The sequence below is a fragment of the Spirobacillus cienkowskii genome (genome assembly GCF_037081835.1).
In the GTDB taxonomy this organism is placed as follows: Bacteria; Bdellovibrionota_B; Oligoflexia; order Silvanigrellales; family Silvanigrellaceae; genus Silvanigrella; species Silvanigrella cienkowskii.
The window spans coordinates 859512-885292 of record NZ_CP146516.1; the positions used below are offsets into that span (position 1 = coordinate 859512).

The window sequence follows — 25781 nt, forward strand, 5'->3', positions numbered from 1 at the left end:
AAATTGACCATTTGTTCTAGCATAAGTAAATTATTTACGCTTCGTGTCATGTTATATAACGAGGCTTAGTTTGGAGCAAAAAATACAATGGTCTTATCAAATACATTTCAATTAAAACGCACCCGCCCCGCCCAAGAGAAGTTAAAAATATTAACGATTGTCATGGATGGAGTTGGGGTTGCAAATCCAGAGTCAAACATTTCACAAGAGCTGTCCAAAAGCCAGAACGGCATTTTGCCATCAGAAGCATTTTTTGGGGGTAATGCGGTGAATGCCGCGTACACTCCCCATTTAGCGCAATTGTTTTCGGGTTCTTTGTTTAGAACTTTAAAAGCTCACGGTACTGCAGTCGGTTTACCAAGCGATGAGGATATGGGCAACAGTGAAGTGGGCCATAATGCTTTGGGTTCAGGACGTATTTTTGCGCAAGGTGCAAAACTTGTTAACAGCGCATTGCAGTCTGGCGACCTATTTCGAGGTGAAGCTTGGCAGCACGTTGTGTCCAATCGCGCTGGTTTAAAAAATACGCAAAATACTTTACATTTTTGTGGTCTGTTGTCTGATGGCAATGTGCATAGCCATATTGAGCATCTGTTTGAGTTAATTCGTGGCGCTAAAAAAGAAGGTGTAAAAAAAATTAGACTTCATGTTTTGCTGGATGGAAGAGATGTTGGTCCTCTGAGTGCATTAGACTACGTTGATACATTGAATCAATTTTTATCTGAAATCAATTCTGCAAATTTTGATTGTCGTGTGGCGTCAGGGGGTGGAAGAACCTTTGTCACTATGGATCGTTACGAAAGTGATTGGTCTATTGTAGAAAGAGGTTACAACGCTCATATATTGGGTGAAGGAAGAAAGTTTGGTTCGTTAAGTGATGCAATTACCAGTTTGCGTTCAGAAAAAAATTATTTTGATCAAGACTTGCCCCCTTTTGTCATTACAGAAAATGAAATTCCAATAGGGACTGTTAATGACGAAGATAGTTTTGTATTTTTTAATTTTCGGGGAGATCGCGCTATACAAATAAGTCGCGCGCTTACAGAACAAAATTTTCCAGCATTTCAAAGAAAAAGATTTCCAAAAATTTATTATGCAGGAATGATGCAATATGATGGCGATCTCAAGCTTCCTGAACATTTTTTAGTGAGTCCCCCAGCAATCGATAAAACACTGACAGAACTCTTGAGCGCCGCATCGGTTAAGCAATTTGCTTGCAGTGAAACTCAAAAATATGGACATGTGACTTATTTTTGGAATGGCAATAGAACAGGAAAATTTGTTTCTAATTTTGAAAATTATGTAGAAATACCTTCAGATTTGTGTGCCTTTGATCAGCGTCCATGGATGAAGTCAGCAGAAATTGCAGACGAAACTATAAAACAAATGCATGCTAATTCGTTTGAAATAGGTCGCATTAATTTTGCAAATGGTGACATGGTTGGCCACACTGGTAACTTTAATGCCGCTGTGTTGGCTGTTGCTGCGGTAGATCTTGCTTTGGGTCGTATTATGCAAGCCGCTAAAGAAACACACACAATTTTGCTTGTACTCGCCGATCATGGCAATGCTGATGAAATGTTTGAATTGGATAAAAAAACAAAAAAAGTTGTGTTCGATAAAAATGGCCAACCCAAATTAAAAACAAGCCATACTCTAGCTCCTGTGCCTTTTGCAATATTTAATGCCGAAGCATTGGAGCAATCGATAACGTTAAAAGAAAATTTAGAAAATGCGGGTTTAGCCAATGTGGCGGCGACCGTTTTAGATTTGGCAGGGTTTGAACAACCAAATTTTTATGAGCCTTCTCTTATTCAGTTTGATGATCCAAAAAAAAAATAAATCATCAAAACGTTCAGGCACAAAATAATGCAACTCCTAAAATTGGAAATTCTTTAAAATTGTCTTCGCAAAATAATTATTATTATGCAAAAATTGCAATTGAATTTGCTGAAACCATTGCAAAATTGCGTGCTCCAGATGGGTGTCCTTGGGATAGAGAACAAACTTTTGGGAGTTTGCGTTCTTATTTAATAGAAGAAGCTTATGAAGTGGTTGATGCGATAACAAAATACGAACAAAAACCCTCACAAGATTTGAGTCAGAATTTTTGTGATGAGCTTGGTGACGTGTTACTACAAGTTTATTTGCATGCGCAAATTGCTTCAGAAGCCCAGGTTTTTTCAATCAATCATGTTTTTAACGCAATTAATAAAAAAATGATTGATAGACATCCGCATGTTTTTAATAAAACACAACAAGATATTAAAACTGCAGATGATGTGGCAACGCAATGGGAGCAAATAAAAGAACAAGCACAGCCTCAAAACATGAGCAAAGTAAATTCATTATTAAAAAAAGCATTAAAAAAACGATCTCTTCCTACTTTAAATTTTGCATCAGAAATTTCTAAAAGGGCAAAAGCAGTTGGCTTTAGCTGGCCACAATGCTCTCAAGTTTTTTCTGATGTGCTTTCAGAAGTTAAAGAGTTGCAGATAGAGCTTGAAGTTGAGCGTATCGACCCTGTGCGTGTGGTCGATGAAATTGGTGATGTGATTTTTGCGATGTCTAATCTCGTGCAGTTTCTTAAAGAAACAGCAGACGGATGTAGCCATTTTGATTTTGATTTCATTGTTCGTGCAGCAATAGAAAAATTTATCAATAGATTTTTTGAAATGGAAAAAATTATGCAAGAAAAAAATATGCAACTTACTTATGAAACTGCAAAACAACTCAGTTTGGATACTTGGAATGAGTTGTGGAGCAATGCTAAAAAAAGACGTTATTGTTGAGAGTAAAACCTTGCCAAAGATCGAATTGCGTAGCAAGGTTAGTAACCGTTGTAGTCAGAATTGATAAAGGATAAAGTATTATGGTCTTAAAAAATTTATTTGGAAAAAAACAGCAATCAAAAAAATTTGATAATGCACAGCATAGTGCAGATGCAAACTCATCTGAAGAACCGAGCGAAGCAGAAGGATCACAGCAACCAAGCGAGCCTGTTCCATCTGTCCATTTAGAGGCAGCAATGATTGAAAATGCGCGCTTAGACGCGCCAGAAAATAGAGCAAAAGTGTATCAAGAATTGTTGTTTTCCGATCTGCTTCTTGCATTATCCGATACCAATTCATCAGAAGAGTCTGAACAAAATCAAGTGGCTCAAGAAAACTCAAGTGTGAATGTTGCAATTTTGTCCAATGCCCAAGGTGTTCAATTTGCTGCTGCATTTACCAGTGCTGCTGCTGCTCGGAGATGGCGCTCAGAAGGTGGCCAATATGTTTCAATTCGTGGGCAAGATATTTTTAAGTTATTAGAGCCCAGCCCAGCTGAAGTGATTGTGATAAATCCTGGAAGCGCTCCATTTATTGTACTTAACAAACTGGAATACAAGCAACTTGCTATGGGGATTGTGCCACAAACCCAACGTAGCCCTGTTCAAGTTGCGGTTTCCAATGAGCAATCACCAGAGGCATCTTCTGAAGGGATGCAAATTGCATTTCCTCCAGACGTTTTTAACGAACTACAAAAGGAGCATGCGTTAAAAATTTTGAGCAATATTGAAAATGTTGAAGCAGCAGCTCTTGGTGCCATATTGCCGCCTCAAGCTCCTCAAGACTCAGGATGGTTGCGTACTGTTTTTTTAAGAGTCAATAATGTTGAAACAAATCAAGAAAAAATACAGACTTTTTGCATGGATATTCGTGACAAAATGAAACAAGATAACGACTTTTTTGTTGAAACCCAGTTTGAAGTTGGTGTCATGCCTGACCCTAATTTTTGGATGGCAATGCATCAAAATAAGTTTATTTTGCTCGATAAAAATCCGCCTAATATTACTGCTCCTGAAAATAATACAATGGAATCCTAAAAATTACATTGCGAAGGACTTTTCAACATGGAAAATGCAATTTTAAAAAGTGCCGCAGAACGAGCTGAACATCTTTCGCAAGCATTATTTTGGTATAAAGAATCTTTATATCAAAATGATGAATTTAAAAAAAATTTTTTACTTCTCAAGAATGAGCTTGTTGCATGTGCTCGGGAAAATCATTCTTCTAAGCACGTATTTTTTATTGCTGTTGGCAAGTCAGCGCAAGTTGCGCAGCTTGCTGTGTCGATGCTAGTGAGTGTTGGAATTCTTGCGCGTTTTGTGCATCCTACAGAAGCCTATCACGGTGATCTTGGTGTTGTAGGTAAAGGTGATACCGTTATTATTATTTCAAATAATGGAAAAAGTGCTGAGTTATTGCAATTGCTAGAAGGCTTGCAAGAGCGTCAGGTGGTTCTTTTTGCAATCACATCAAAACAAGACTCTCCGCTTGCAAAGGCGGCACAACATATTCTTTTAATACCACCTGTAGATGAAATGTGTCCTTTGACGCAAGCGCCAATTACCAGTACCGTCACATCTCTTGCGTTATGTCAGTTGCTCGTTGCTGCAACTGTTGAATTTCGTAACTACTCCATTGAACAATATGCAAAAAATCATCCTGGTGGCGCAATTGGTAAAAGAATTTTTCTTAAAGCAGATTCTCTTATGATTCGAGGAAAAGATTTGCCTTTGGTAGAACACAACTCTCTCTTTCAGCATGTTGTTTCTGTTTTTACAAAGTTTTCTAAAGCAGCGGTGTTGGTTGTCGATGGTGAAAGATTTTTAGGCTTAATTGCCGAAAAAGATTTGCGCAAGGCAATGGAAAAATATGGGCCTCGTGTTTTTGAATTGAATGCTGCTGAAATTATGAATCCTCATCCTACAATTGTTCCTCCAGGCTTATTGGCAATAGAAGCGTTGCAAATTATGAATTCAAAAACACCGTCATTTAATATTTTGCCAGTTGTAGACAAAAACGGTTATGCCGTAGGCTTGTTAAGAATGCTTGATTTTATTGCGGCAGGTGTTTGCTAATGTTTTATATTATTTTTTTTAATTTCTAACTTTTCTAGCGCATTTAAAGCTAGGGTTCTGATTTTAACATCTTGGTGATACTTTGAAAGCCATATGATTTCACGTTTGATGTCACCTCCTGCAACCTTTTGCATAATTGGAAATAAGCGAAACTCAACCCATGTTGGCTCGCGGCGAAAGCTGAGAAGCCAGGTTTGTGGGTTGTTAGCAACAATTTGAGCGATTTGATCAGAAAAGGTTTCGCGATATGAAGTTGTTGTGGCGGCAAAAATAATATTTAAATGGTTAAATTCTGTTTCTGATAATTTGGTTTTTCTTTTTATCGTTTCGTTTAAATAGCGATTCATTAAAATTGGCGTCCAAATTCTGACCATATCTGGATAACGAACGGTTTCGCCGCTTTTGGCAAGTAATCCATAATCATTTGGGCCTTGTAGCTGAGAATTATTTTTTTCACGAATTTCATGTGCGACACGTTTAATCCAGCTGTTTAATGCTTGGAGATAACCGGCTTCATTTGCGGCTTTTAATTTATCTATCCAACTACTTAACAAACCTTTATCAATTTCGCGTTCGATCACCATTGTTGCCTCTGGTATTTCAGCCAACAGAGCGAGAGAAAGAAAGCCTTGTTCTCCTGCTTTGGGGATAAAATCTTTTTCGGCCAAGATTTTTTTCATAAAATCTTGCAGAGCTTTTTTGCAACCAGGGAGTTTATGATCCTTTAATCCAGCAACCAGATGTTCTCGTGTTTGATCGATTGGAATGATATCTTGCGCCATTTTTTTTAAAAAATCGTTTTGTTCACTATAATTAGAACAAAAATTTGCAATAAATTCCTTAGGATTTTTAACGGCAGTCTTTTCTTCGGAAAGTGCGGTTGTTTCGGTTTCGTGTGTTGCAAATCCTAAAGAAGGAGTGGTGAGCATTAAAATATAAAAAAAATATCTTTTCATCATAAAATCTCCACGTTCCAGATAGTAGTTTGGTTTGAATTGTTTTTAAAAGTAAATATAATTTTTTTTGCTTTATTGTCTTCTTTCATTTTAACAGCAAACTCAGAAGCGGCATACATTTGATTATGATGTTCTAAATTTTTACTTTGATTAAAATTACCTTTAGTAAAAAATAAAGCAAAAGTTTTAAATGGGTTGTAATTGTATTCTTTAGCGTTTTCGATTGGAAAGCAAATACACACTTTTTTTTGAAATGTATCTTGCAGTTCAATTTCTAAGGCTTTAATACTTTGTACCACAAGACTCCTGTGAGTTGGAAATGTAATTTTTTCTAAACATAATAAAGGGATTAAGCTCTTTTTTAATGCTAAAAAGCGCTGTTGTGCAAGAAACCAAGAGACTCCAAGCCAAATTGTAAAGATTGCAAAAACAAAATGAAAAACAAAATTAGCAAGCAAAAAACTCTCCTTAACTTTACAAAATAGCCGTATATGTGCAAAATCAATTTTGCAAATTATTGCATAAGCTGCACCAAGCTTAGCAAATAGGGAGTATTTCCTAAATGGGTTCTGAAAACCATAAAAAACAACCTTCTCATGAAGATTATCCTCTACCTGAGTCTTCTGAAACTCCTTCCTCCGAGGACATAGAGAAAATAGCACAAAATGCTTATAAATCATTAATAGAAAAATGCCTTCAATATTTGGAGCCTGCAACTGAGCCTATATTAGCAAAAGCGTTTCAGTTTGCGCACAATCTTCATGCAGGACAAAGAAGAAAAAGTGGCGAACCTTATATTGTTCATCCTTTAGCTGTGGCCGAAATTCTTGCAGAATTTAAAATGGATGAAACATCATTAATAGCCGCTATCTTGCATGACGTGGTTGAAGACACCCATGTTTCTGTTGAAGAAGTCTCTAAAGAATTTGGTGAACATGTGGCTGCTTTGGTTGAAGGAGTCACAAAACTTGCAAAGGTTCAGTTTCGCTCCTCTCAAGAAAAAATGGCAGAAAACTTTCGCAAGATGATTGTAGCAATGTCTCGTGATATTCGAGTGATTATTGTAAAGCTTGCAGATCGTATGCACAATATGCGGACTTTACGGGCACTAAATCTTGAGAAAAGACAACGAATCGCAGAAGAAACCTTAGAAATTTATGCTCCTTTAGCGGGCAGACTTGGGATGTACAAGATAAAAGCTGAACTCGAAGATTTGTGTTTGAGAGAACTTAAACCTTCTGTTTATTATAGCTTAATAGCTCGTGTTGCACAAAAAAAAACCGAAAGAGATAAAATTATTGAACAAGCTCGAGATCATTTGGCTGCCAGGTTGCAAGAAGCAAATATTAAAGCAAAAGTTTATGGAAGAGCTAAACATTTTTATTCTATTTATCGAAAAATGTCTGACAAACAAATGGAGTTTGAAGACATCTATGATCTGTTTGCACTGCGTGTAATTGTGGAAACTCCTAACGAATGTTACGAAACTTTAGGAATTATTCATAATATTTATCGACCTGTGCCTGGGCGTTTTAAAGATTTTATCGCGATGCCAAAGGCAAATTTGTATCAAAGTTTGCACACCACGATTGTTGCTGCAAAGGGAGAATTATTAGAAGTTCAAATTCGAACTACTGAGATGCATCAAATTGCAGAAAATGGGATCGCAGCACATTGGACTTATAAAGAAAGAAGAAAAGATCCCAATGGCATGCAGTTTGATCATGCAGATTTTGAAAAATTTAAATGGTTAAAACAAATTGTCCGGCATCAAAAAGAACTTTCAGACCCCAACGAATTTTTAGAAGCTGTAAAAGTCGATCTGTTTGATGAAGAGGTATACGTATTTTCTCCTAAAGGTGATGTGTTTGAATTGCGTAAGGGTTCAACATGCCTTGATTTTGCATTTGCAATTCATACAGATTTGGGTTTACGCACCACTGGGGCAAAAATTAATGGTCGTATTGCGACGTTGCGTACCCGACTGCATAGTGGTGATGTGATTGAGTTGCTTGTCGGCAATAAAGTTCGTGCAACAAAAGATTGGTTAAATTTTATAACAACAACAAAAGCGCGAAACAAAATTAGAGCTTGGCTGAGAACAGAAGAGAGGAGTCAGTCTAAACAATTAGGGCAAGAAATGTTTGAAACTGAACTGTCTAAAAATGGTGCTAGTTTTGAAAAACTCCAAAAAAGCGGTGTGTTTCAAGAAATCAATAAAATTTTTAGTGTTGGCAGTTACGAAGATTTTATTTTGCAAATTGGATATGGAAAACTTGATGTTAAAACAGCTGTCCAAAAATTATTGCACTCAAGCCCATATGTAACAAAAAGCCCAGAACCTTTATTGTTGGTAGAAAGTCAGAAAACAATGCAGCAAGAGCTGCAAGAAGTCCGTTCTGTTCAAGAGGTTTTTAAACAAAAGCATAGTAAGTTTCAATCAAGTGGTGAAGATGCGATTTTTGTACAGGGTATGTCAGGAATTATTGTTCGTATGGCACGATGTTGCGAACCACTTCCGGGGCAACAAATTGTTGGGTTTGTTTCAAGAAGTCGTGGGGTGACGGTGCATGCCGCAAGTTGTCAATGGGCTTTGTCAAATGATCCTGCGCGGCGTGTTGATTGCTCGTGGAATATTGTGTCTGCTTCGTCGCATAATGTTCGGGTGCGTATTACTGCGCACGATAAACCAGGAATTCTGGCGGCTATTACAAAAACTGTTTCTTCGGCATATATTAATATAGCATCAATGGAGTGTTTTACCAATCCGCAAAGAAGAGCCGTTATTTTGCTAAAGTTAGAATTAAATGATATCCATCAATTAAAAGATGTGCTGCAAAAAATAGAAGCCGTTGACGGCGTTATTCATGTAGAAAGAACAATAGGGTGATTTTTTTAAAGTACCGCTCGTTACTTTTACTATTATTTTCAATAGCTTTAGAGCGTTTTGCTTATTATTTTGTTTCATTTGTGTTGCTGTACTTTATGATTACAACGCATGAGCTTGGGGGGATTGCATTTCCGCAAGATAAGGCATTAAAAATTGCCAGTATTTTTTCGATTGGAATTTTATGTGGTCCAATTGTTTTAGCGCCCGTGATTGATAAATTTCTTGGCTTATATAAAGCGAGTTTGTACGGCGGAATATGTTTAGTAATTAGTTATTTTTTTACAGCTCTATCGATGTTTTTATTTCCTAATTTTATTTTGATCGCTCTTATTTTTTGTGTGGTTGGTTGCTCTTTAATAAAACCTGCTTTGTTTGTTTTAGTAGGAAAATTATATCCGAATCATCACTTAAATCAAGATATTAGTTACATTGTATTTTTGCTTATTGGCAGTTCTGCTTCTTTTATATCTGCTTTTTTAGCGTCTAAATTTTTATATTCAACATTTTATTATAAATACATGTTTTTGTTTTCTAGTATTTTAATGTGTTGTTATACAGGAGTTGTTTATTTTTTAAACAAAAAAAATAAAGATCTTTTTTTAAAAGATAAAAATGATCAAAAATCACTTTCAATATTTTTAGTAACTTTAATTTATGTATTGTGTTTATTAATGGGACTTAATGGCGCAATGTTTAATAGAGTCATTTCGTTTTCAACTTCTTTGACATACTGGGGTGTCATCTTTTTAATAAGCGCAACTTTACTAATATTATGGAAAAATCTTGAAAATCAAAGAAAGACAATACGGTACTTTTACATTGTTGGCTGGTTTTTTATTTTCTTTTTTTTAATAAACATTTTTGTTAAAAATTTTGGCATTATTTCTTCTTATATTCCAGCCGTATTTTCTTCAATTGATACGCTCTTTAATTTTTTAATATTTCCTCTGTTTCTTTCTTTTTTATTTAGGTATTCAAACAAAAATTATTTAGCGACTTTTCAGGCAAGCGCATTTTTTATTTTTAGTGGTTCATCATTAGTTGCAAAAAAGCTATTTGAAAAACTAAATTTATCAACAGATCAAACTTTATGGTTATTGTCTTTTTCTGTTTTTGTTGCGATGTGTCTTCTCATTGGGCTTTTTATAAAACTAAAAAAACTTTCTGAACAAGAATTGCTTGAAAAAAATTCTTAAACAGAAAGCTACTTTTATTTTTTTCGAAGATTATTTTTTAATTTCAGGTTTTAAATGCGGGTCTGCTTGTGGCATTACTGATTTGACTTCAGACATATTGACCATTGGTAAAAATCTTACAAATAAACAGAATAGGTGAAAAAATAATCCAATTGAACCTAAAAATAATGCAATATCCCAAAAGCTTGCTGTAAAGAAACCCCAAGAAGATGGTATAAAAGTGCGACTGAGTGTAGTGACAATGAGCACAAAACGCTCTAACCACATTCCAATGTTAATGAGTATGGCCGCGATAAATAGCCACGCCACATTTTGGCGTACTTTTTTAAACCAAAACGTTTGTGGAATTGCGATATTTAAAATAACCATTGCCCAATATGCCCAGCCATAAGGACCATTAATCCGGTTCCAGTTCCAAAATCTCTCGTAAGGGTTACCACTATAAAATATGGTAAAAAATTCGATAATATAGACGTATGCCATAATGATACTAGTAAAAAGTATAAATTTTGCGCAGATATCAATGTGTCTGTCTGTCACCAAATCTTTAAAATTAAAAATGGATCGAACCATAATCAAAAGATTTAAGCATAAACAAAACCCAGAGAAAATTGCACCAGCAATAAAGTAAGGTGGAAATATTGTTGCATGCCAACCTGGTATAATAGAGGTTGCAAAGTCTAAAGACACAATTCCTGCGGTAGAAAACACGGCTGGAGTTGCAATACCTGCAAGTAAAATACATGCCCTTTCGTAGTTTACCCATTGTCTTGCAGAACCAATCCATCCCAATGCGAGAAGTCCGTAAGCAAACTCACCAATTTTTGATTTGGCATTGTCACGGAGTGTTGCAAAGTCAGGGATCATGCCAACATACCAAAAAATAAGACCTATGCTTAAATACGTATTCACAGCAAATACGTCCCATTCGAGAGGGCTTTTAAAATTTGGCCACATTTCCATTTGGTTAGGAAGTGGAAATAACCAATAGGCAAACCAAGGGCGTCCAATATGAACAGCAGGAAAGATGGCTGCTGCCATCACCGCAAAAATTGTCATCCCTTCTGCAAGGCGGTTTATCGAAGTGCGCCATTTTTGTCTAAACAAAAGAAGGATTGCAGAAATCAGAGTTCCGGCATGTGCAATTTCAATCCAAAAAACAAAATTGGTAATATCCCAAGCCCAATCAACTCTGTTGTTGTTACCCCAAACTCCAATTCCTTCCCAAAATAAATATCCTAAAGAGATGAGAAGCAGAGCAACACCTAAGCCAGAAATAAAAAAAGTGATATACCAACCTGGTCCAACTTTGCGACCAGCAAGTGACGCTACAGTTTGTGTTACCATATGAAAAGAAGGATCTTTTCCTGTGACGAGAGCAGGTCTTTTGTGAGCGGAGTCATTGCTCTGATGTTCAATCGAATGTTCCATGGTTCACCTGTATTAAATATAGGTCAGAAATAAAAAAACCAAGTGAGGTTTAACGAATTTGCACTATGGGATCAAGCATACTTGAAAATTTATCAAAAAAACACTTCACATAGGCTTTTCAACAATTTATTGTCATTTGCGTAGAAGAACATTAATATTTTTTGTTTTTCGTTAATTTAAGTTAAGGATTCTATGCAACGAATAGATGCGTCAAAGCTCATATGTGCACTTTTGTCTCCAGAAGTAAATTTCACAATAAAAGTTATTCTGAGCGATAATCCGATTTATAAAAAAATTGTTGAAGAAAAAATATTTCAGCATTCAAAAAAAATGCCTAATCTATTTTATGGCAAAAGTGCTGTTGTGGAATATGTTGAATATGCAGCAACAGGAACTTTATTTTTTGCACAACAAAGTAGCATTGTTTGTTTGCCCGAAAAGTTGACTGCAAAACAGTGGGAAGAAGAAAAAATACATTTAAGTCGCTTAATTTTGCCTTTAGAATCTTCGGCATATTTTTTTGCAGCAACAAGTTATCGCAATATCATTAAAGAAACAGATTTTAAAAATTGTGGTTCTGTCTTTTTATGTTATGAGCCAAGTGATGCAGAATTATTCAAAGCTGTAGAACAATTAGCCTCTCGTTATTCTTTTATTGCTTCTAAAGGCTCTCACGACTTATCTACTATTGTGCATAGTGCGATAGAAGCATATTCTGGAGACTTAGTAGCATGTGATATGCATTTTTCGCAAATGGCGAGGTCTAGTCTTAATTTTGCCGATGTTTTTATTGGTAGTCCAAATATCAATGGGTTTCATGTCGTGGATGCAATTGTGAATGGTGATCCTTATTTGATTGAATTGCGTTTGCAACAATGTGAAGCATGTGGTGAAGATGCAACAAGTGTTTTTATGGCGTTGGTGTATTTTTTAAAACAAGTGTGTGCAGTGGCTTCGAGTTTAGAAGATACAAAAAATCATAAATTGGCATTTGAGCAAGCGAAAATTCCATTTCCAGCGCAAGCTCGTATTCAAAAAGCGTTAAAACAATTACAAAAAGAAAAATTGGTAGAATTTTTTTCGAGTTCTGCAAAAACTGAACTTATGCTTAGAACACAAAAAAATGCGCACAAATGGTTGGCCGCAGAGCTGATAAAATGGTTAAAGAATTTTTAATTAATAATACTTTTGGCATTTTTAATCACAGTGTTTTTATCGAGTGAGAGTTTACATCCTAAGAAAAATACGCAAATGCTAAAGACAACTGCGATTGAGTTACTTTGCAAAATGCTAAGCGTATTTAATTCGTTATGAAATTTAGAAAAATAATTGATCATTGTAAATCCAAAAATAAATATTCCTATCCAAGAAGCATTTTTGAATTGTTGTTTTTTAAATATTTTTTTACTTTTTTTGTAAGAAACTAAGGCATAAATAAAGGCAACAAAAGTTAAAATAATACTTAACTGTAATAAAACTTTAAATCCAATCCAATGCGTCATCAAACCGCAAACACAAAATGCAATGATTGAAATAACTTTATAAAAAGGTAGCAAAAATTTTCGTTTTGCTTCAGGAAATTTTTCGCGAAGCACAACCAGAGAAATAGGGGCAATAGACAGAGCTACCAAATACGAAGAGGTTAAAAATTTTACCATTTCTTTCCACCCTGGAAAAGGAAAAATTAATATAAGCCCTACAAAAAAACAGATCCATACAGATCGTTCTGGGCTTCCATATTTGTTGAGATGCGAAACAAAGGGAGGTGCTGCTTGAGTTTTTCCAAGTGAATACATCACTCTTGATGATGCCGTCGCCATAATGAGGGCTGATCCAAAGGGAGAAATAATTGCGTCTAAGTAAAGCATAAAACTTAAAAAAACAAGACCTGCTGCAAGAGTAAGACTCAAAAATGGTCCTAAGTCGCCATAAAAACTTAAATTTTTCCAACCTTGGGAAAGCTCAGATTGTGGAATTGCAAAAATAAATGCAGTTTGAATGATTGTGTAAAAAAAAGTTACAAAAATAACGGCCCCTATTGTAGCAATTGGAATATTTCTTTTAGGATTTAAAGTTTCGCCAGCGAGTAAAATTCCTGATTGAAAGCCGCCAAATGCAAAAATAATTCCACCTACAGATAAGCTTGTCATGATCCCTTGCCAACCATACGGAGCAAATGTGTTAATTTGAAGAGTTTCTGTTAAATTAATTTTTGAATTAAACAGTAAAGCTAAAGAAATAATGAGAGGAATTAATACTTTCCAAGCAGTGGTTGAAATATTTGCTTTACTAAGTAATTTTGTGCCAAATTTATTTAAATGTATGATTAAAAATAAAATACAGCCAGTTGCGAAATAGCCATAAATTGATAATTCATTGCTATTTAAACTATTTTTAGTAACTAAAATTGGAAAATAATAACTTGCATACTGAATCACAGCCAATGACTCTATTGGAGGAATTGTAACAAAGCATAAAAAATAAATCCAACCCGTAATAACTCCCGTAAATCTACCATGAGTTAAAAAAGAATAACTCGTTAATCCTGTGTTAACAGAAAACATTGAAGAAAGTTCTGCAAAGACCAAAACAATAAATATGAAAAAAAAACCTGCAAGCAGCCAAGAAATTATTGCTGCAGGGCCGGCCATTTGTGCTGCGTACAATGGTGCAAAAAGCCAGCTTGAGCCAATCATACTGCCAACAGAAGCGGCAGTGATACCAACTAATCCAATAGTTCTTCTTGGTTGCATTAAAATTTATCCTTAACAGTTCAAAAAACAGAGTATTATAAGATATACTAGTATGGTAATATTTGTCAAATTGCATATGTTGCAAAAAGGAATTATATTTAATTTTAAGAGTTTTTAAATAATAAATAATTTTTTTTTAATAATTAAGATGTGTTCTCAAATTTTGATTTTTTTATTAAAATAACACTGTGCACCATTTTTGGTTTAAATTAGCAGCTAAAAAGCTGTTCAAAAGTAATTAAATAGTTTTTATTTTGTTACATTTACACTAAACGTTTCTTTGATGTTTGGATAGCGCTTCATACGCAAAGTAAAAGAGTAAGTAGTTTTATCATAACTATCATATATGTATGGTAATTTAAAATTAAATGAAGTCGAACCCTCACGATCTTGATTTGAGTTTAGTTTAATAATCTTTTTGTCTTCATCTAAAATTTCAAAATCTTCAGCATTATTTGCAAAACTATTTTGGTTTCTATCCAAAAATTTTACTAAATTAATTTTAAAATTTGTCGTTTTAGAGCCAGCTTTTACATTTAAGATTTCTTCTGAAATAGGATTTTTTGGCTTCAATATAAATTCTGGGCTTGCTACTGCATTCAAAGTAATATCATGAATTAATTTTTGATATTTAATAATAAACATAGTTGTTTCACCCACTCGTGGAGTTGAGTAGTAGTTATTATTGTATGCACAAATTTTTCTTTTTTCAGGAAACAAGGTAAAATTCTTTGCTGGGGCGAGACTTACAGTATACCAATTTTTTCCAGTGATATCATACTTTTTATCGTTAAGATCTGTGGCAATAACTTTGTAATCAACACATGTTCCAATTGGAATTGAAATATCAGTGGTAGTTGTATTGTTATAAACTACATTAATAGATTTAATTTCTGGAGAGTTTAAATTTTTGTCTTTTTCTACAACATAAATAGTAAAAGGTCGCTCCACATTGAGAGCATCTTCATTCACACGCAAGCTCAAGTCATAACGACCATGAGGATAATCGCTGGGTACTTCAAAGGAAAAAAAAGCACCATCCGAAGGGTCTACTGACTCATTTGTTATTTTTATTGAAAATCTTACAAAATACTCACTTTCGATATGCTTGCCAACAATATAAATTTTATCGGAAGAGATTAAATACCTATTATGATTTATGCTATTGTCATACACTACAATTTTAAAATTATCTGGGTTGCCCCCTGCAGGCACGTAAAAAGAATTTGATTTTTTTAAAATTTGATCTTGCGAATATAGATTTTTGGGTGGGAATTCATCCATAATTTCTGTAATGCTTGGAGCTTTTGATGTGACCTCAATTTCGGCAAAAATTTTGCCTGACCCTTGATCAAGAACATCAAGAACAAGCTGAGCTTTAGAGTGAATGGGTGCTGGTTTTCTATGAACATCGTTGTTTGTTTTATATGCGCACAGCTTTTGCAAGTTTCTATCGAGAGTAAAATTATTTCCTTTATCAATCAATTCTAAATGTTGATTTATATTATCTAAAGGAGAAATGATTTGGTATGTGCTACAGGTACCAGAAGGAATGTGCTCATATTGAAAGGAAATTTTAGTATTATTTAAATCAATAATTTCTCTTTTATTTCTTTTAAGATTGGGGTCAAAGCCAGAATATTTTGAATTTTTGTCATCTTTAATATTACAACTTATGTTTGTTAATAAAAGAGCAAGTATAGAGCCTATAAACATGCATTGGTACTGAAACATACTGTTTCCTCTGCTAAAATATTTTTTTTTAGATATAATAAAAACAACCCATATCATTTAGAGTAAAATAAAATATATCTTAAAATTTTTTTTATTTATTTTAATAAAAGCAATTTAATTTTTAACAATTAAATAAAATCTTGAAGGTTATTAAATTTAGATGCTATAAATATATTGTTTTTTATCATTAAAATGTCTTTAATTATTACAATATATTTAAAATTTATTATTTTATTATTCTACAGCAGTATCTTCACGAACAGGCACTTGTTGTTGTTCTGCGCCAAGAGGTACTACAGGAGCCTCATCAGGAGCAGGCACTTGTTGTTGTTCTGCGACAAGAGGTACTACAGGAGTCTCATCAGGAGCAGTCACTTGTTGTTGTTCTGCGACAAGAGGTACTACAGGAGTCTCATCAGGAGCAGGCACTTGTTGTTGTTCTACGACAAGAGGTACTACAGGAGTCTCATCAGGAGCAGGCACTTGTTGTTGTTCTGCGCCAAGAGGTACTACAGGAGCCTCATCAGGAGCAGGCACTTGTTGTTGTTCTGCGACAAGAGGTACTACAGGAGTCTCATCAGGAGCAGGCACTTGTTGTTGTTCTGCGCCAAGAGGTACTACAGGAGCCTCATCAGGAGCAGGCACTTGTTGTTGTTCTGCGACAAGAGGTACTACAGGAGTCTCATCAGGAGCAGTCACTTGTTGTTGTTCTGCGACAAGAGGTACTACAGGAGCCTCATCAGGAGCAGTCACTTGTTGTTGTTCTGCGACAAGAGGTACTACAGGAGCCTCATCAGGAGCAGGCTCTTGTTGTTGTTCTGCGACAAGAGGTACTACAGGAGTCTCATCAGGAGCAGTCACTTGTTGTTGTTCTGCGACAAGAGGTACTACAGGAGCCTCATCAGGAGCAGGCACTTGTTGTTGTTCTGCGACAAGAGGTACTACAGGAGCCTCATCAGGAGCAGGCACTTGTTGTTGTTCTGCGACAAGAGGTACTACAGGAGCCTCATCAGGAGCAGGCACTTGTTGTTGTTCTGCGACAAGAGGTACTACAGGAGTCTCATCAGGAGCAGTCACTTGTTGTTGTTCTGCGCCAAGAGGTACTACAGGAGTCTCATCAGGAGCAGTCACTTGTTGTTGTTCTGCGCCAAGAGGTTCTACAGCAGTATCTTCACGAGCAGGCACTACTTCGACTGTGACAAGAGGTTCGGGAATAGGCACTACTTCGACTGTGACAAGAGGTTCGGGAATAGGCACTACTTCGTCTGTGACAAGAGCATCTAAAGGTGGCAATGACGTTTCAGGTGCTCGATTGCAAAGAAGGGAACCACCCTGATTGCATGTTAAGGGAGCCACTTTATGAGCCAGCGACGAAGGTGAATCGTCTATAAAAAAATGGGTACAAGAAAATTGATTTCGTAACAAGTTTCTAGTCTTTTTTTGTTATTTTAAGCTTTTCTCTATAAGAACCTCCTTTTAGTGTAATTATTTGACTAGGATTTCGTAATCTATCAACAATTGCTTCTGCAATGACAGGGTCTTCAAACAATTTAATCCAACCATCAGGATGAACCTGTGAAGTTACAATTGTAATGCTTTTTCTTTGACGTTCTTCAAGAATATCAAGTATGATACCCGCTTCTTCATGGTTATATTGCCGTAAAGCAAAATCATCAAATATTAAAATTTCTTTCTTCGTTATTGTTTTTACCCAAGCAAGATATTTTCCAGAAGCTTTTGTTGCAATGGCTTCTTCAAGAAAAAAGTTGACTGAAGAAAATAGAACTCCTGAACTTTCTTGGCATGCACGGCGCCCTATCCCTATTGCTAAATGAGTTTTCCCTTCGCCTGTTTTTCCAAGAATAATTAAATTTTCTCGATTATGTAAAAAAGAAAGTTGAAATATTTCTTTCATTTTTGCTTTTGAGATACCTCTGTCAAAAGACGCATCCCAGTCTTCTAAATCAATACGATGGCGAAATCGTGCTATGGATTCTAGGCGCTTGTTTAATTTATTTTTCCTAGAATTTGCCTCGTCTGACAATAACAGCGATAAAAATTCAGATGGACTTAGATTTCCTGATTCAAACTCCGCGCATCTTCTTTCCATATTTTCTAAAAATCCAGGTAAACGTAATTTTTGTGCTAAGTTTTTGGCTTGTTGGAACATATTATTTCTTTCTAATTAATTGAATATCTTTTCTTTGCTTTGATGAAGATGGATTGTGTTTAGTGTACGGATTGGCGCTTGCGTTGCTCTTGGCTTTGCCCCTCCATTTACATGAAAAATACAACAATCAGTTATATATGAGAGACGGTAAATTTTATGAGAAAACGCCATTTTTGCTGCATATTCCATATCTTCTTTGTTAAATTTATTTGAATACACTAGTCTTAACATCCCTTGTACAGGACGTAAAAAGCGCAAAGGGTGACTTTGTGAAAATAAAAAATCAATCAACTTATACGTGTTTTCTCCTATTTTTTTAGCCTCCAATTTTGCTTTATTGATATCAAAGCTGAGGTAACGTTGTTTTTCTTGAGGCCAATGACCAGGATCGGTTGATGACTTTCCTATTCCTTTTATTTTTTTATGTGAAGATAAAAGCTCTCCATTTGAAGAAAAAACTTCTAAATAATTCTTTGAATATCTAACTCTAACTTCTTTGCCAGCAAAGTGAAATGGAACTGAGTAAAAATTTTTTTCCACTTGAATATGGCAATCAGGATGAACCTTTGCTATTTTCCAATTAAACAATTGAAATTTTTCCGCAGGAACAGCCTTTAAATAAGGTTCTTCTGTACTAAATCTTTCTTTCCTTGATACACCATAGTCTTTCATAATAGAGTTGTTGAATTCTTTCAAAAATATTTTAAAATCCTGATTGAGTTCAAATAAAGTTTGATACTTTTTATTTCTGACACGCTGAAAAAAAGATTTTTGAATATGATGAATATTGCCTTCAACAGAAGCTTTATCTCTTGGTTTATATGGCCTTGCTGGTAAAACTGCAAAACCTACATGGTTTGCATATTCACAAAATGATTTATTGCAATCAGGGTCATAGCGATGTGCTTTGCTTACAGCACTTTTTAAATTATCAGGCACAGTGTAATCTGTTACCCCTCCAAAAAACTCCCAAGTTTTATCATGCAATTCAATAAAAGTTTCTAGCTTTTGATCTAATGTAAACTCTGCAAAAGTGTATTGACTAAAAGGCAGTGTTGCGACAAATAAATGAGTTTTAATAACCTCACCAGTTAGTTCATCAAAAATCTGGATACCATCACAAAAATCAACATAAGTTTTTTCTCCTGGTTTATGGATTATTCTTATTGAAATGTTTTGCCTTTTTAAGCCGTATAGTTTTCTAAAAAATCTCCAAAAGCTAAAATAACTAATGGTGGGTTTGAGTTCTTCATAAAGAACCTTATAGCTAATTCCCTTACCCAATTCTTTTAATACGAGTTCAATATCAATTTCTTGAGCCCAGTTAGGTATATCGTCTGGATTAAGTTTGTCATTTGGAGAATGAGTTTGATATTGAGTGTTTTTGTTTAGACATTCTTTATGCAAATTTTCTTGAAGATATTTCTTGACTGTCTTTCTCGACATATGAAGACATCGTGCAATTGTCCTAATGGAACGCCTTTTTTCCCGCATTTGCAGGATTTGCCCCAACTTTTCCATACTAACCCGTCCTTTTCTTCTCATTAGGCTCACCTCCTTGCCTAAGAGCTTTGCAAAAAAGACGAATCGCTGGCTATAAAAAAATGGTCCCCTTAATTTGCAATCGGAGTGGTACCGCTTAGTGCAATTTGCATGGTCCCCTTAACGTGCAATTAAGGTGGTTCCGTTAACATGCAATTGCTATGGTCCCCTTAATTGCAATCGGGGTGGCGCTCTTTAATGCAATCGGCCATTCAGGGTCTGAAGATTTGGAAGCCGTATCTTCTTGTCCTGATGCTTTTTCTAGGTTTTCTGTGGCGATGAATTTAGCAATAAAATCTTTACCTGCATGACTAATTTTAAATTGAGTTTCATCTCCTGCTTTTGGTAGGTATTTTGAGCCATATTTTTCATAATATGCACAAATTTTCATGTCTTCAGTGAGAGTAAAATTTGTAACTTGTGAATTAATATTTTTAATAAGCCAATTTTCATTAGTAATATTATAGACAATTTGGTCGGTACTAGTTTCGGCGGTGACGAGCAAATCAATACATTTACCTTTTGGAATATTAAAATTATGATTTAATCTAAATTGTTGTAAGGATTTAATTTGTATAGATTTGATTGTTGTAGGGTCTAATTTTTTTTCATCTACAACTTTAAAACTGTAACTTTTCTTTATATTGGGAAACTTATTAGAATTTAATATCACATTATAATTTCCAAGAGGAGTACTTTTGGGTACATTAAAATAAAATAAAATAGGATTGGTTTTTTCGACAGCTTTTATTTTTAAGTCAGAATCTTCTCCGTCTTTAGTTATGCTAATTTGAATGTTTTTTTCAAAATTTTGTAAATTTTTAACTTGAGAATCTGTTTTTGCTGGTGTATCGAAGCCATAAAAAAAACCTGAATCACTGCCTGCAGCGACAATAGTTGGTACATTATAAAGAGTGTAACCAACTCTTAATTTAGGTTCTTCTTTTTGATTATTTTCTTCTTGAATCTTTTTTCCTTTAGTATTATTTTTAGAACTAGAATCTGGCGCTTTACAACCTATATTTATTGATAAAATGGCAAGTATAGAGCCAATAAATATAAATGGGTACTGAGGCATACTGTTTCCTTTGCTAAAATATTTTGTTTTTTGTCGATATAAGAAAAATCGCTCATATCATTTAGAGCGAAACGAAATATATCTTAAATTTTTTTTTTTATATGTTTTATTAAAAAAAAATAAATATTTTGAAAAATCACTATTAAATTAAAACAAATTTACATTTAATAAATATTAAAAAATATTTATTAAATAAAAAAATCTTGTCTAAAACTTAATTTTAACATAAAATTAAAAGTAACTTATATTTTAACAATTAAATTAAAATCTAAAAATTATTAAATTTAAGTTCTATAAATATATTGTTTTTTAATCATTAAAAAAATGTTTAATTACAAATTAAGACTTAAATAAGTTTTTAAGAACAAAAAAAATATTTTCTTTTCTTTCTTTTAGGCGACGTGCATAATAAGCTTGCCACTCTTGGCCATAGGGAACATAAACAGTCATGTTATGGCCACTTTTACGTATTTCAGTCCAGGTTTTTTCTCGCATACCATAAAGCATTTGAAATTCATATCGATCTTTAGGTACTTTATTGGTTTCTATAAATTGACTGCAAAAATCAATAAGTTTGTCGTCATGGGTTGCAATGCAAACGCGATTGCCTCTAAGCAAAAGTTTTTGAATTAATATCTTATAATTTTCAACAACCAGCGACATTTTTTGATAAGCTTTTTCTGGAGATTCTTTGTAGGCGCCTTTGCATAATCTAATTTTTCCATTTGCAGAAAGCACCCGGTTTATATCTGCTTCTGTTCTATATAAATACGCTTGTAAAACAATTTCAGGACTTTTGTATTCTTTTGCAACACGTTCATACATGGCAATGGTTCTTTCAGTATAATTGGAACCTTCCATGTCTAGAGCAACACGAATATTGTTAGAATCGGCTAATTTTAAAATTCTGCAAAGATTTTCGTAGCAAAAATTATTATCAATATCTAAACCCAGTATTGTCAGTTTGATTGAAACGTAACAGTCTAATTTTTTTTCTGATATTTTTTTAATGACTGTTTCATATTCTTCCAAAAATTTTAATACTTGATTTTTTTCTTTGACGTTTTCTCCTAAAACATCAAGTGTGACAGAAATATGATTTGCATTGAGTTTTTCTACTACTTTTAAGGAATCTTCATAATTTGAGCCTGAAATAAATCGTTTGGCATAAAACGGTACGCTTCCCATAAAATGACCCTCATCATTTTTTTAATAAAAAAAACAGTACAAGTTCTTTTTTACAATAAATTACAGGAATAATAAATTTATAGAATTTTAATTGTGAGGTTTTTTTTGACTATTATTGAGTTCAAATATTAAAGAATTGATGCGTTTAACGCTCAAATTTATATTTTGCATTCTTGTTTGTACTTCTTGTTCATCTTTGTAAGCCAAACAATTGTAAGGTAATTTGTTTTTTAAAATATTATCAATATGTTTTTTATTTTTAGATTCTTTGAGATTTTTATAAAATTGAAAATCAATTACATTTTTGTGTTTGTGTTCTATACTCATTTTTTATAATTCACTCTCTGGTTAAGAATCAAAATAAAATTTAATAATTATTTCAAGAAAAGTTAAAATAGTTTAAATTATCTTGAAATAATCAAATTATTTAATTCGGTAGCTTTTAATTACGTTTTTATTTGCCTGTTCTCTTTCTTTGCGCAGCCTTTCTTGATTTGCTTTATTGCGCTGTACTTGAACGTCAAATGGAATTTTGTAAGCTTCTGTAACTGTTTGGTTATCTTGTAATTTATTGTCTTTAATGGTTTTTTTGGAGAAGAAGTCAATCACATCACCCATGGTCTTTATCCCTTATAAAAAGTGTTCAATTTTTTTAAAGCACATTGTATGCCAACTTTGCTACTAGTAATAACAGTTACTTAAAACAACGCTGAAATGGCAGTGTCTAAAAGCAATGCACCAGTTGCTTATAAATTGAGCTAATAAAATTTATTGAGAGTTACAAGCAATAGCTGATATTTTGTGCAATTTATTTTAAGTATTTATAATTATAAGGTTTAATTTTGTAAAAAAATTTGATAAGAATACTTTGATTTTTAAATAATGGTTTAAAACCCCTTTTTTATTAGAAGTTTTGTGTACTGTTACAATACTGTTTAAGTATTATACAGTTTAAATATTTTAATTGTTTTATTTACATTTAAATAAAGATCAGTTATAACTTATTAGTTTCAAATGTCATTTCGTAGCTAAATTGCGTGCCAGAATTTTATTAGGAGATGCCTTATGAAAAACGTTTACTTTTTTGGTGATGGATTGGCTGAAGGCAATGCCACAATGAAAGCAGAGCTTGGTGGAAAAGGAGCAAATTTAGCAGAGATGACTTTGCTTCGCTTGCCAGTTCCGCCTGGATTTACGATTTCAACTCAGGTCTGTCTCCAGTATTTAAAAAACGGCGAGAAAATTCATGAAACCGTGCAAAAGGAAATTTACCAAGCGTTAAAAAAAATAGAAGAAACTATGTGCTTAGAATATGGGGACGCTCTTAATCCACTGCTTGTCAGTGTGCGCTCTGGAGCAAGAGTTTCAATGCCAGGTATGATGGACACAGTGCTTAATTTAGGAATAAATTCTAGCAACGTTGATGCATTAGCCAAAAAATTCAATAATCCAAAGTTTGCATATGATTCCTACCGTAGATTGATTCAAATGTACTCACAAGTTGTAAAAAATATAGAACCTCATCGCATGGAATATATTTTTGAATCGCTTAAAAGACAAAAAGGCTATTTGGAGGATTCTGACTTACAACTCGAAGATTATAAACAGTTAATAAGCCATTACTTAGATGTTTATCAAAATGAGGTGGGATCTCCTTTTCCACAAGACCCGATGGAGCAACTATGGACAGCTATTGGCGCTGTATTTAAAAGCTGGAATTGTGCCCGGGCAAAGAAATATCGAGAAATTCATAATATTTCTGATGATTGGGGTACGGCTGTTAATATTTGTGCCATGGTTTTTGGGAATTTAGGCAATGAATCAGGGACTGGGGTGTGTTTTACGCGTGATCCCTCCACAGGTGAAAATATTTTTTACGGAGAATACCTCACAAACGCTCAGGGAGAAGATGTTGTGGCAGGGATTCGTACCCCAAAAAATCTTGAGCTATTGCAAGAAGAAATGCCAAAAGTTTTTAGTCAGTTAGAAGATGTAAGACACAAACTAGAACTGCATTACAAAGATGTTCAAGATATTGAGTTTACAATTCAATCGGGAAAGTTGTTTATCCTGCAAACAAGAAATGCCAAACGCACAACTCAAGCCGCTTTAAAAATTGCAATCGATTTTGCCAAAGAAGGCATAATCACAAAACAAGAAGCCTTACTAAAGATCAAACCACATGATTTAGAAAAATTACTGCATCCTACTCTTGATCCGAGGGCGCATAAACACATTATTGCAAAAGGTTTGCCAGCATCACCTGGCGCAGTTTCAGGAAGAGCTGTTTTTTCGGCGCTTGATGCAGAAAGCTGGGCTGCGCGTGGTGAAAAAGTCATTTTAATAAGAGATGAAACATCTCCAGAGGACATTGGTGGGATGTATGTTGCTGAAGGTTTTTTAACGGCACGAGGAGGGATGACCTCTCATGCCGCAGTTGTTGCAAGGCAAATGGGCAAATGCTGTATTGCTGGGTGTTCTGTTTTGAATATTTCTGCAATAAACCGATTTTTTAGCGTCTCTAACATTGAGGTATTTGAAGGAGATTGGCTTACTTTAGATGGCTCTTCAGGTGAAGTGATGCTTGGCAAAGTTGAAACGCAGGATGCCGAAATGAGTCCTGAGTTTCTAACCTTTATGGATTGGTCCAAAGAGTTTCGTACATTAAAGGTTAGAGCCAATGCTGATTCTCCCCGCGATGCGCAGTATGCAAAAAGCTTTGGGGCAGAGGGAATCGGGCTATGTCGAACAGAGCATATGTTTTTTCATGAAGCACGACTCCCTATTGTTCGCCAAATGATTTTGGCAAAAAACTCGTTAGAAAGAAAAGAGGCGCTAGTGAAGTTGTTGCCTTTTCAGCGAGATGATTTTGTAAATATTTTGAGTGCGATGGAAGGCAAGGAAGTCACAATTAGATTGTTAGATCCTCCATTGCACGAATTTTTACCACTTACTGATAAAGATATGATGACCTTATCAAACCAGTTAAGCCTTTCTATTGATGAAATTAAACATAGAGTGCGTAGTTTAAAAGAAGCAAACCCAATGCTTGGGCATAGGGGATGTCGGTTAGGAATTTCGCACCCCGAAATTTATGAAATGCAAGTGCAAGCAATTGTTGAGGCTGTTGCAGAATGCAAATTATTAAGTAAAAAAGTATTTCCTGAAATCATGATTCCACTTGTTGGTGCCGCAGAAGAGTTGTTGTGGTTAAAACAAAGACTCATGAAAATAGCGCCCAATTTGCCATTTGGAACAATGATTGAAGTGCCTAGAGCGGCGCTAACCGCAAAAAGCATTGCGCGTTATGCCGATTTTTTTAGTTTTGGTACAAACGATCTCACCCAAACTACTTATGGTTTTAGTCGCGATGATTCGACGTCTTTTCTTAAGGTTTATAAAAATGAAGGCATTATTCCTGAAGATCCTTTTGCGATTCTTGATCAATTAGGAGTTGGAAAACTAATTGAAATTGCTTGTATGGAAGGTCTATCTGCGAATCCAAATTTAAAGCTTGGTATTTGTGGAGAGCATGGAGGAGATCCAACGAGCGTCGCATTTTTTCATTTGCTAGGATTGCATTATGTGAGCTGTTCCCCATTTCGTATTCCTGTTGCTATGTTGGCTGCTGCGCAATCGGCAATTCAAATAGGTGTGCAAAATAACACAGAACTTCACGGTTACTTTCAGCAACAAAATAATATAAATGTTTTAAATACAGCTTTAAATTGATTTGTAAATTTTATAGATATTAAAAAATTAGATAAATTGCTATGAATTAAAGCGAATATATTTCAATTTGCTAGTATAAGTGAGTTTTTGCAATATTAATAACTTTTGTTTTTATAAATTTTTTAAATCATTTTTTTATTTCTCTTAATTTTATGTTATTAGGGGTAGGGTTTTGCTCAGAGGTATCCTTTAATTTATTTTAATG

At 34.5% G+C, this 25781-nt stretch carries 20 protein-coding genes; 8 read left to right on the top strand and 12 right to left on the bottom strand.

Translation table 11 applies throughout. From position 1 onward, the window contains the following. Positions 1 to 87: 87 nt before the first annotated feature. The 4 genes from gpmI to Spiro2_RS03870 all read left to right on the top strand — a co-directional run bounded on the left by gpmI (position 88) and on the right by Spiro2_RS03870 (position 4906). On the top strand, positions 88 to 1842 hold the full coding sequence (gene gpmI / locus Spiro2_RS03855; protein ID WP_338637182.1) for a 2,3-bisphosphoglycerate-independent phosphoglycerate mutase: 1755 nt from the start codon (positions 88 to 90) through the stop codon (positions 1840 to 1842). Between the two features lie 59 nt (positions 1843 to 1901). After that, complete coding sequence (mazG, locus tag Spiro2_RS03860) at positions 1902 to 2792, top strand: nucleoside triphosphate pyrophosphohydrolase (protein WP_338637183.1); 891 nt, start codon at positions 1902 to 1904, stop codon at positions 2790 to 2792. 80 nt (positions 2793 to 2872) lie between these two features. Continuing rightward, positions 2873 to 3868, top strand: coding sequence for an SseB family protein (locus Spiro2_RS03865; protein WP_338637184.1), 996 nt, complete (start codon positions 2873 to 2875; stop codon positions 3866 to 3868). A 27-nt stretch (positions 3869 to 3895) separates the two neighbouring features. Further along, on the top strand, positions 3896 to 4906 hold the full coding sequence (locus Spiro2_RS03870; protein ID WP_338637186.1) for an SIS domain-containing protein: 1011 nt from the start codon (positions 3896 to 3898) through the stop codon (positions 4904 to 4906). Here Spiro2_RS03870 and Spiro2_RS03875 read toward each other — a convergent pair. Next, positions 4903 to 5865, bottom strand: coding sequence for a hypothetical protein (locus tag Spiro2_RS03875; protein WP_338637187.1), 963 nt, complete (start codon positions 5863 to 5865; stop codon positions 4903 to 4905). The genes Spiro2_RS03870 and Spiro2_RS03875 overlap by 4 nt on opposite strands. Then, positions 5862 to 6320, bottom strand: coding sequence for a hypothetical protein (locus tag Spiro2_RS03880; RefSeq protein WP_338637188.1), 459 nt, complete (start codon positions 6318 to 6320; stop codon positions 5862 to 5864). The genes Spiro2_RS03875 and Spiro2_RS03880 overlap by 4 nt, the downstream gene beginning before the upstream one ends. Before the next feature lie 104 nt (positions 6321 to 6424). Between Spiro2_RS03880 and Spiro2_RS03885 the strand changes: the two genes are divergently transcribed. Further along, on the top strand, positions 6425 to 8752 hold the full coding sequence (locus tag Spiro2_RS03885; RefSeq protein ID WP_338637189.1) for a RelA/SpoT family protein: 2328 nt from the start codon (positions 6425 to 6427) through the stop codon (positions 8750 to 8752). Beyond that, the gene (locus Spiro2_RS03890; RefSeq protein WP_338637190.1) at positions 8749 to 9948 is read left to right on the top strand and encodes a hypothetical protein; all 1200 of its coding nucleotides are present in this window, start codon (positions 8749 to 8751) and stop codon (positions 9946 to 9948) included. Before Spiro2_RS03885 ends, Spiro2_RS03890 begins: the two co-directional genes overlap by 4 nt. A gap of 30 nt (positions 9949 to 9978) precedes the next feature. On the opposite strand, the gene nrfD is transcribed toward Spiro2_RS03890, so the two are convergent. After that, entirely contained in the window at positions 9979 to 11379 is a 1401-nt protein-coding gene (gene nrfD / locus Spiro2_RS03895) for an NrfD/PsrC family molybdoenzyme membrane anchor subunit (RefSeq protein ID WP_338637191.1), read from the bottom strand. 192 nt (positions 11380 to 11571) lie between these two features. Here nrfD and Spiro2_RS03900 point away from each other — a divergent pair, with 192 nt between their 5' ends. Beyond that, positions 11572 to 12555, top strand: coding sequence for a hypothetical protein (locus Spiro2_RS03900; protein ID WP_338637192.1), 984 nt, complete (start codon positions 11572 to 11574; stop codon positions 12553 to 12555). Here Spiro2_RS03900 and Spiro2_RS03905 read toward each other — a convergent pair. The 9 genes from Spiro2_RS03905 to Spiro2_RS03945 all read right to left on the bottom strand — a co-directional run bounded on the left by Spiro2_RS03905 (position 12552) and on the right by Spiro2_RS03945 (position 22462). After that, the gene (locus Spiro2_RS03905) at positions 12552 to 14132 is read right to left on the bottom strand and encodes an APC family permease (RefSeq protein WP_338637194.1); all 1581 of its coding nucleotides are present in this window, start codon (positions 14130 to 14132) and stop codon (positions 12552 to 12554) included. The genes Spiro2_RS03900 and Spiro2_RS03905 overlap by 4 nt on opposite strands. Positions 14133 to 14381: 249 nt before the next feature. Continuing rightward, complete coding sequence (locus Spiro2_RS03910; protein ID WP_338637196.1) at positions 14382 to 15866, bottom strand: hypothetical protein; 1485 nt, start codon at positions 15864 to 15866, stop codon at positions 14382 to 14384. Positions 15867 to 16100: 234 nt separating this feature from the next. Continuing rightward, positions 16101 to 17291, bottom strand: a complete 1191-nt coding sequence (locus tag Spiro2_RS03915) for a hypothetical protein (RefSeq protein WP_338637198.1) — start codon at positions 17289 to 17291, stop codon at positions 16101 to 16103. A 4-nt stretch (positions 17292 to 17295) separates the two neighbouring features. Then, positions 17296 to 18036 (bottom strand): ATP-binding protein, encoded by a 741-nt coding sequence (locus tag Spiro2_RS03920; protein WP_338635663.1) that lies wholly within the window; start codon positions 18034 to 18036, stop codon positions 17296 to 17298. Positions 18037 to 18051: 15 nt separating this feature from the next. Further along, positions 18052 to 19581 carry an IS21 family transposase gene (gene istA / locus Spiro2_RS03925; protein WP_338635752.1) on the bottom strand — a complete coding sequence of 510 codons (1530 nt, stop codon included), beginning with the start codon at positions 19579 to 19581 and terminating at the stop codon, positions 18052 to 18054. A 142-nt stretch (positions 19582 to 19723) separates the two neighbouring features. Then, complete coding sequence (locus Spiro2_RS03930) at positions 19724 to 20656, bottom strand: hypothetical protein (RefSeq protein ID WP_338637199.1); 933 nt, start codon at positions 20654 to 20656, stop codon at positions 19724 to 19726. Between the two features lie 339 nt (positions 20657 to 20995). Further along, the gene (locus tag Spiro2_RS03935; protein ID WP_338637200.1) at positions 20996 to 21844 is read right to left on the bottom strand and encodes a proline dehydrogenase family protein; all 849 of its coding nucleotides are present in this window, start codon (positions 21842 to 21844) and stop codon (positions 20996 to 20998) included. A gap of 87 nt (positions 21845 to 21931) precedes the next feature. Then, positions 21932 to 22171 carry a hypothetical protein gene (locus tag Spiro2_RS03940; RefSeq protein WP_338637202.1) on the bottom strand — a complete coding sequence of 80 codons (240 nt, stop codon included), beginning with the start codon at positions 22169 to 22171 and terminating at the stop codon, positions 21932 to 21934. Positions 22172 to 22267: 96 nt separating this feature from the next. Next, positions 22268 to 22462, bottom strand: coding sequence for a hypothetical protein (locus Spiro2_RS03945; protein ID WP_338637203.1), 195 nt, complete (start codon positions 22460 to 22462; stop codon positions 22268 to 22270). 447 nt (positions 22463 to 22909) lie between these two features. Here Spiro2_RS03945 and ppdK point away from each other — a divergent pair, with 447 nt between their 5' ends. Continuing rightward, positions 22910 to 25576 carry a pyruvate, phosphate dikinase gene (ppdK, locus tag Spiro2_RS03950; protein WP_338637204.1) on the top strand — a complete coding sequence of 889 codons (2667 nt, stop codon included), beginning with the start codon at positions 22910 to 22912 and terminating at the stop codon, positions 25574 to 25576. Positions 25577 to 25781 lie beyond the last annotated feature (205 nt).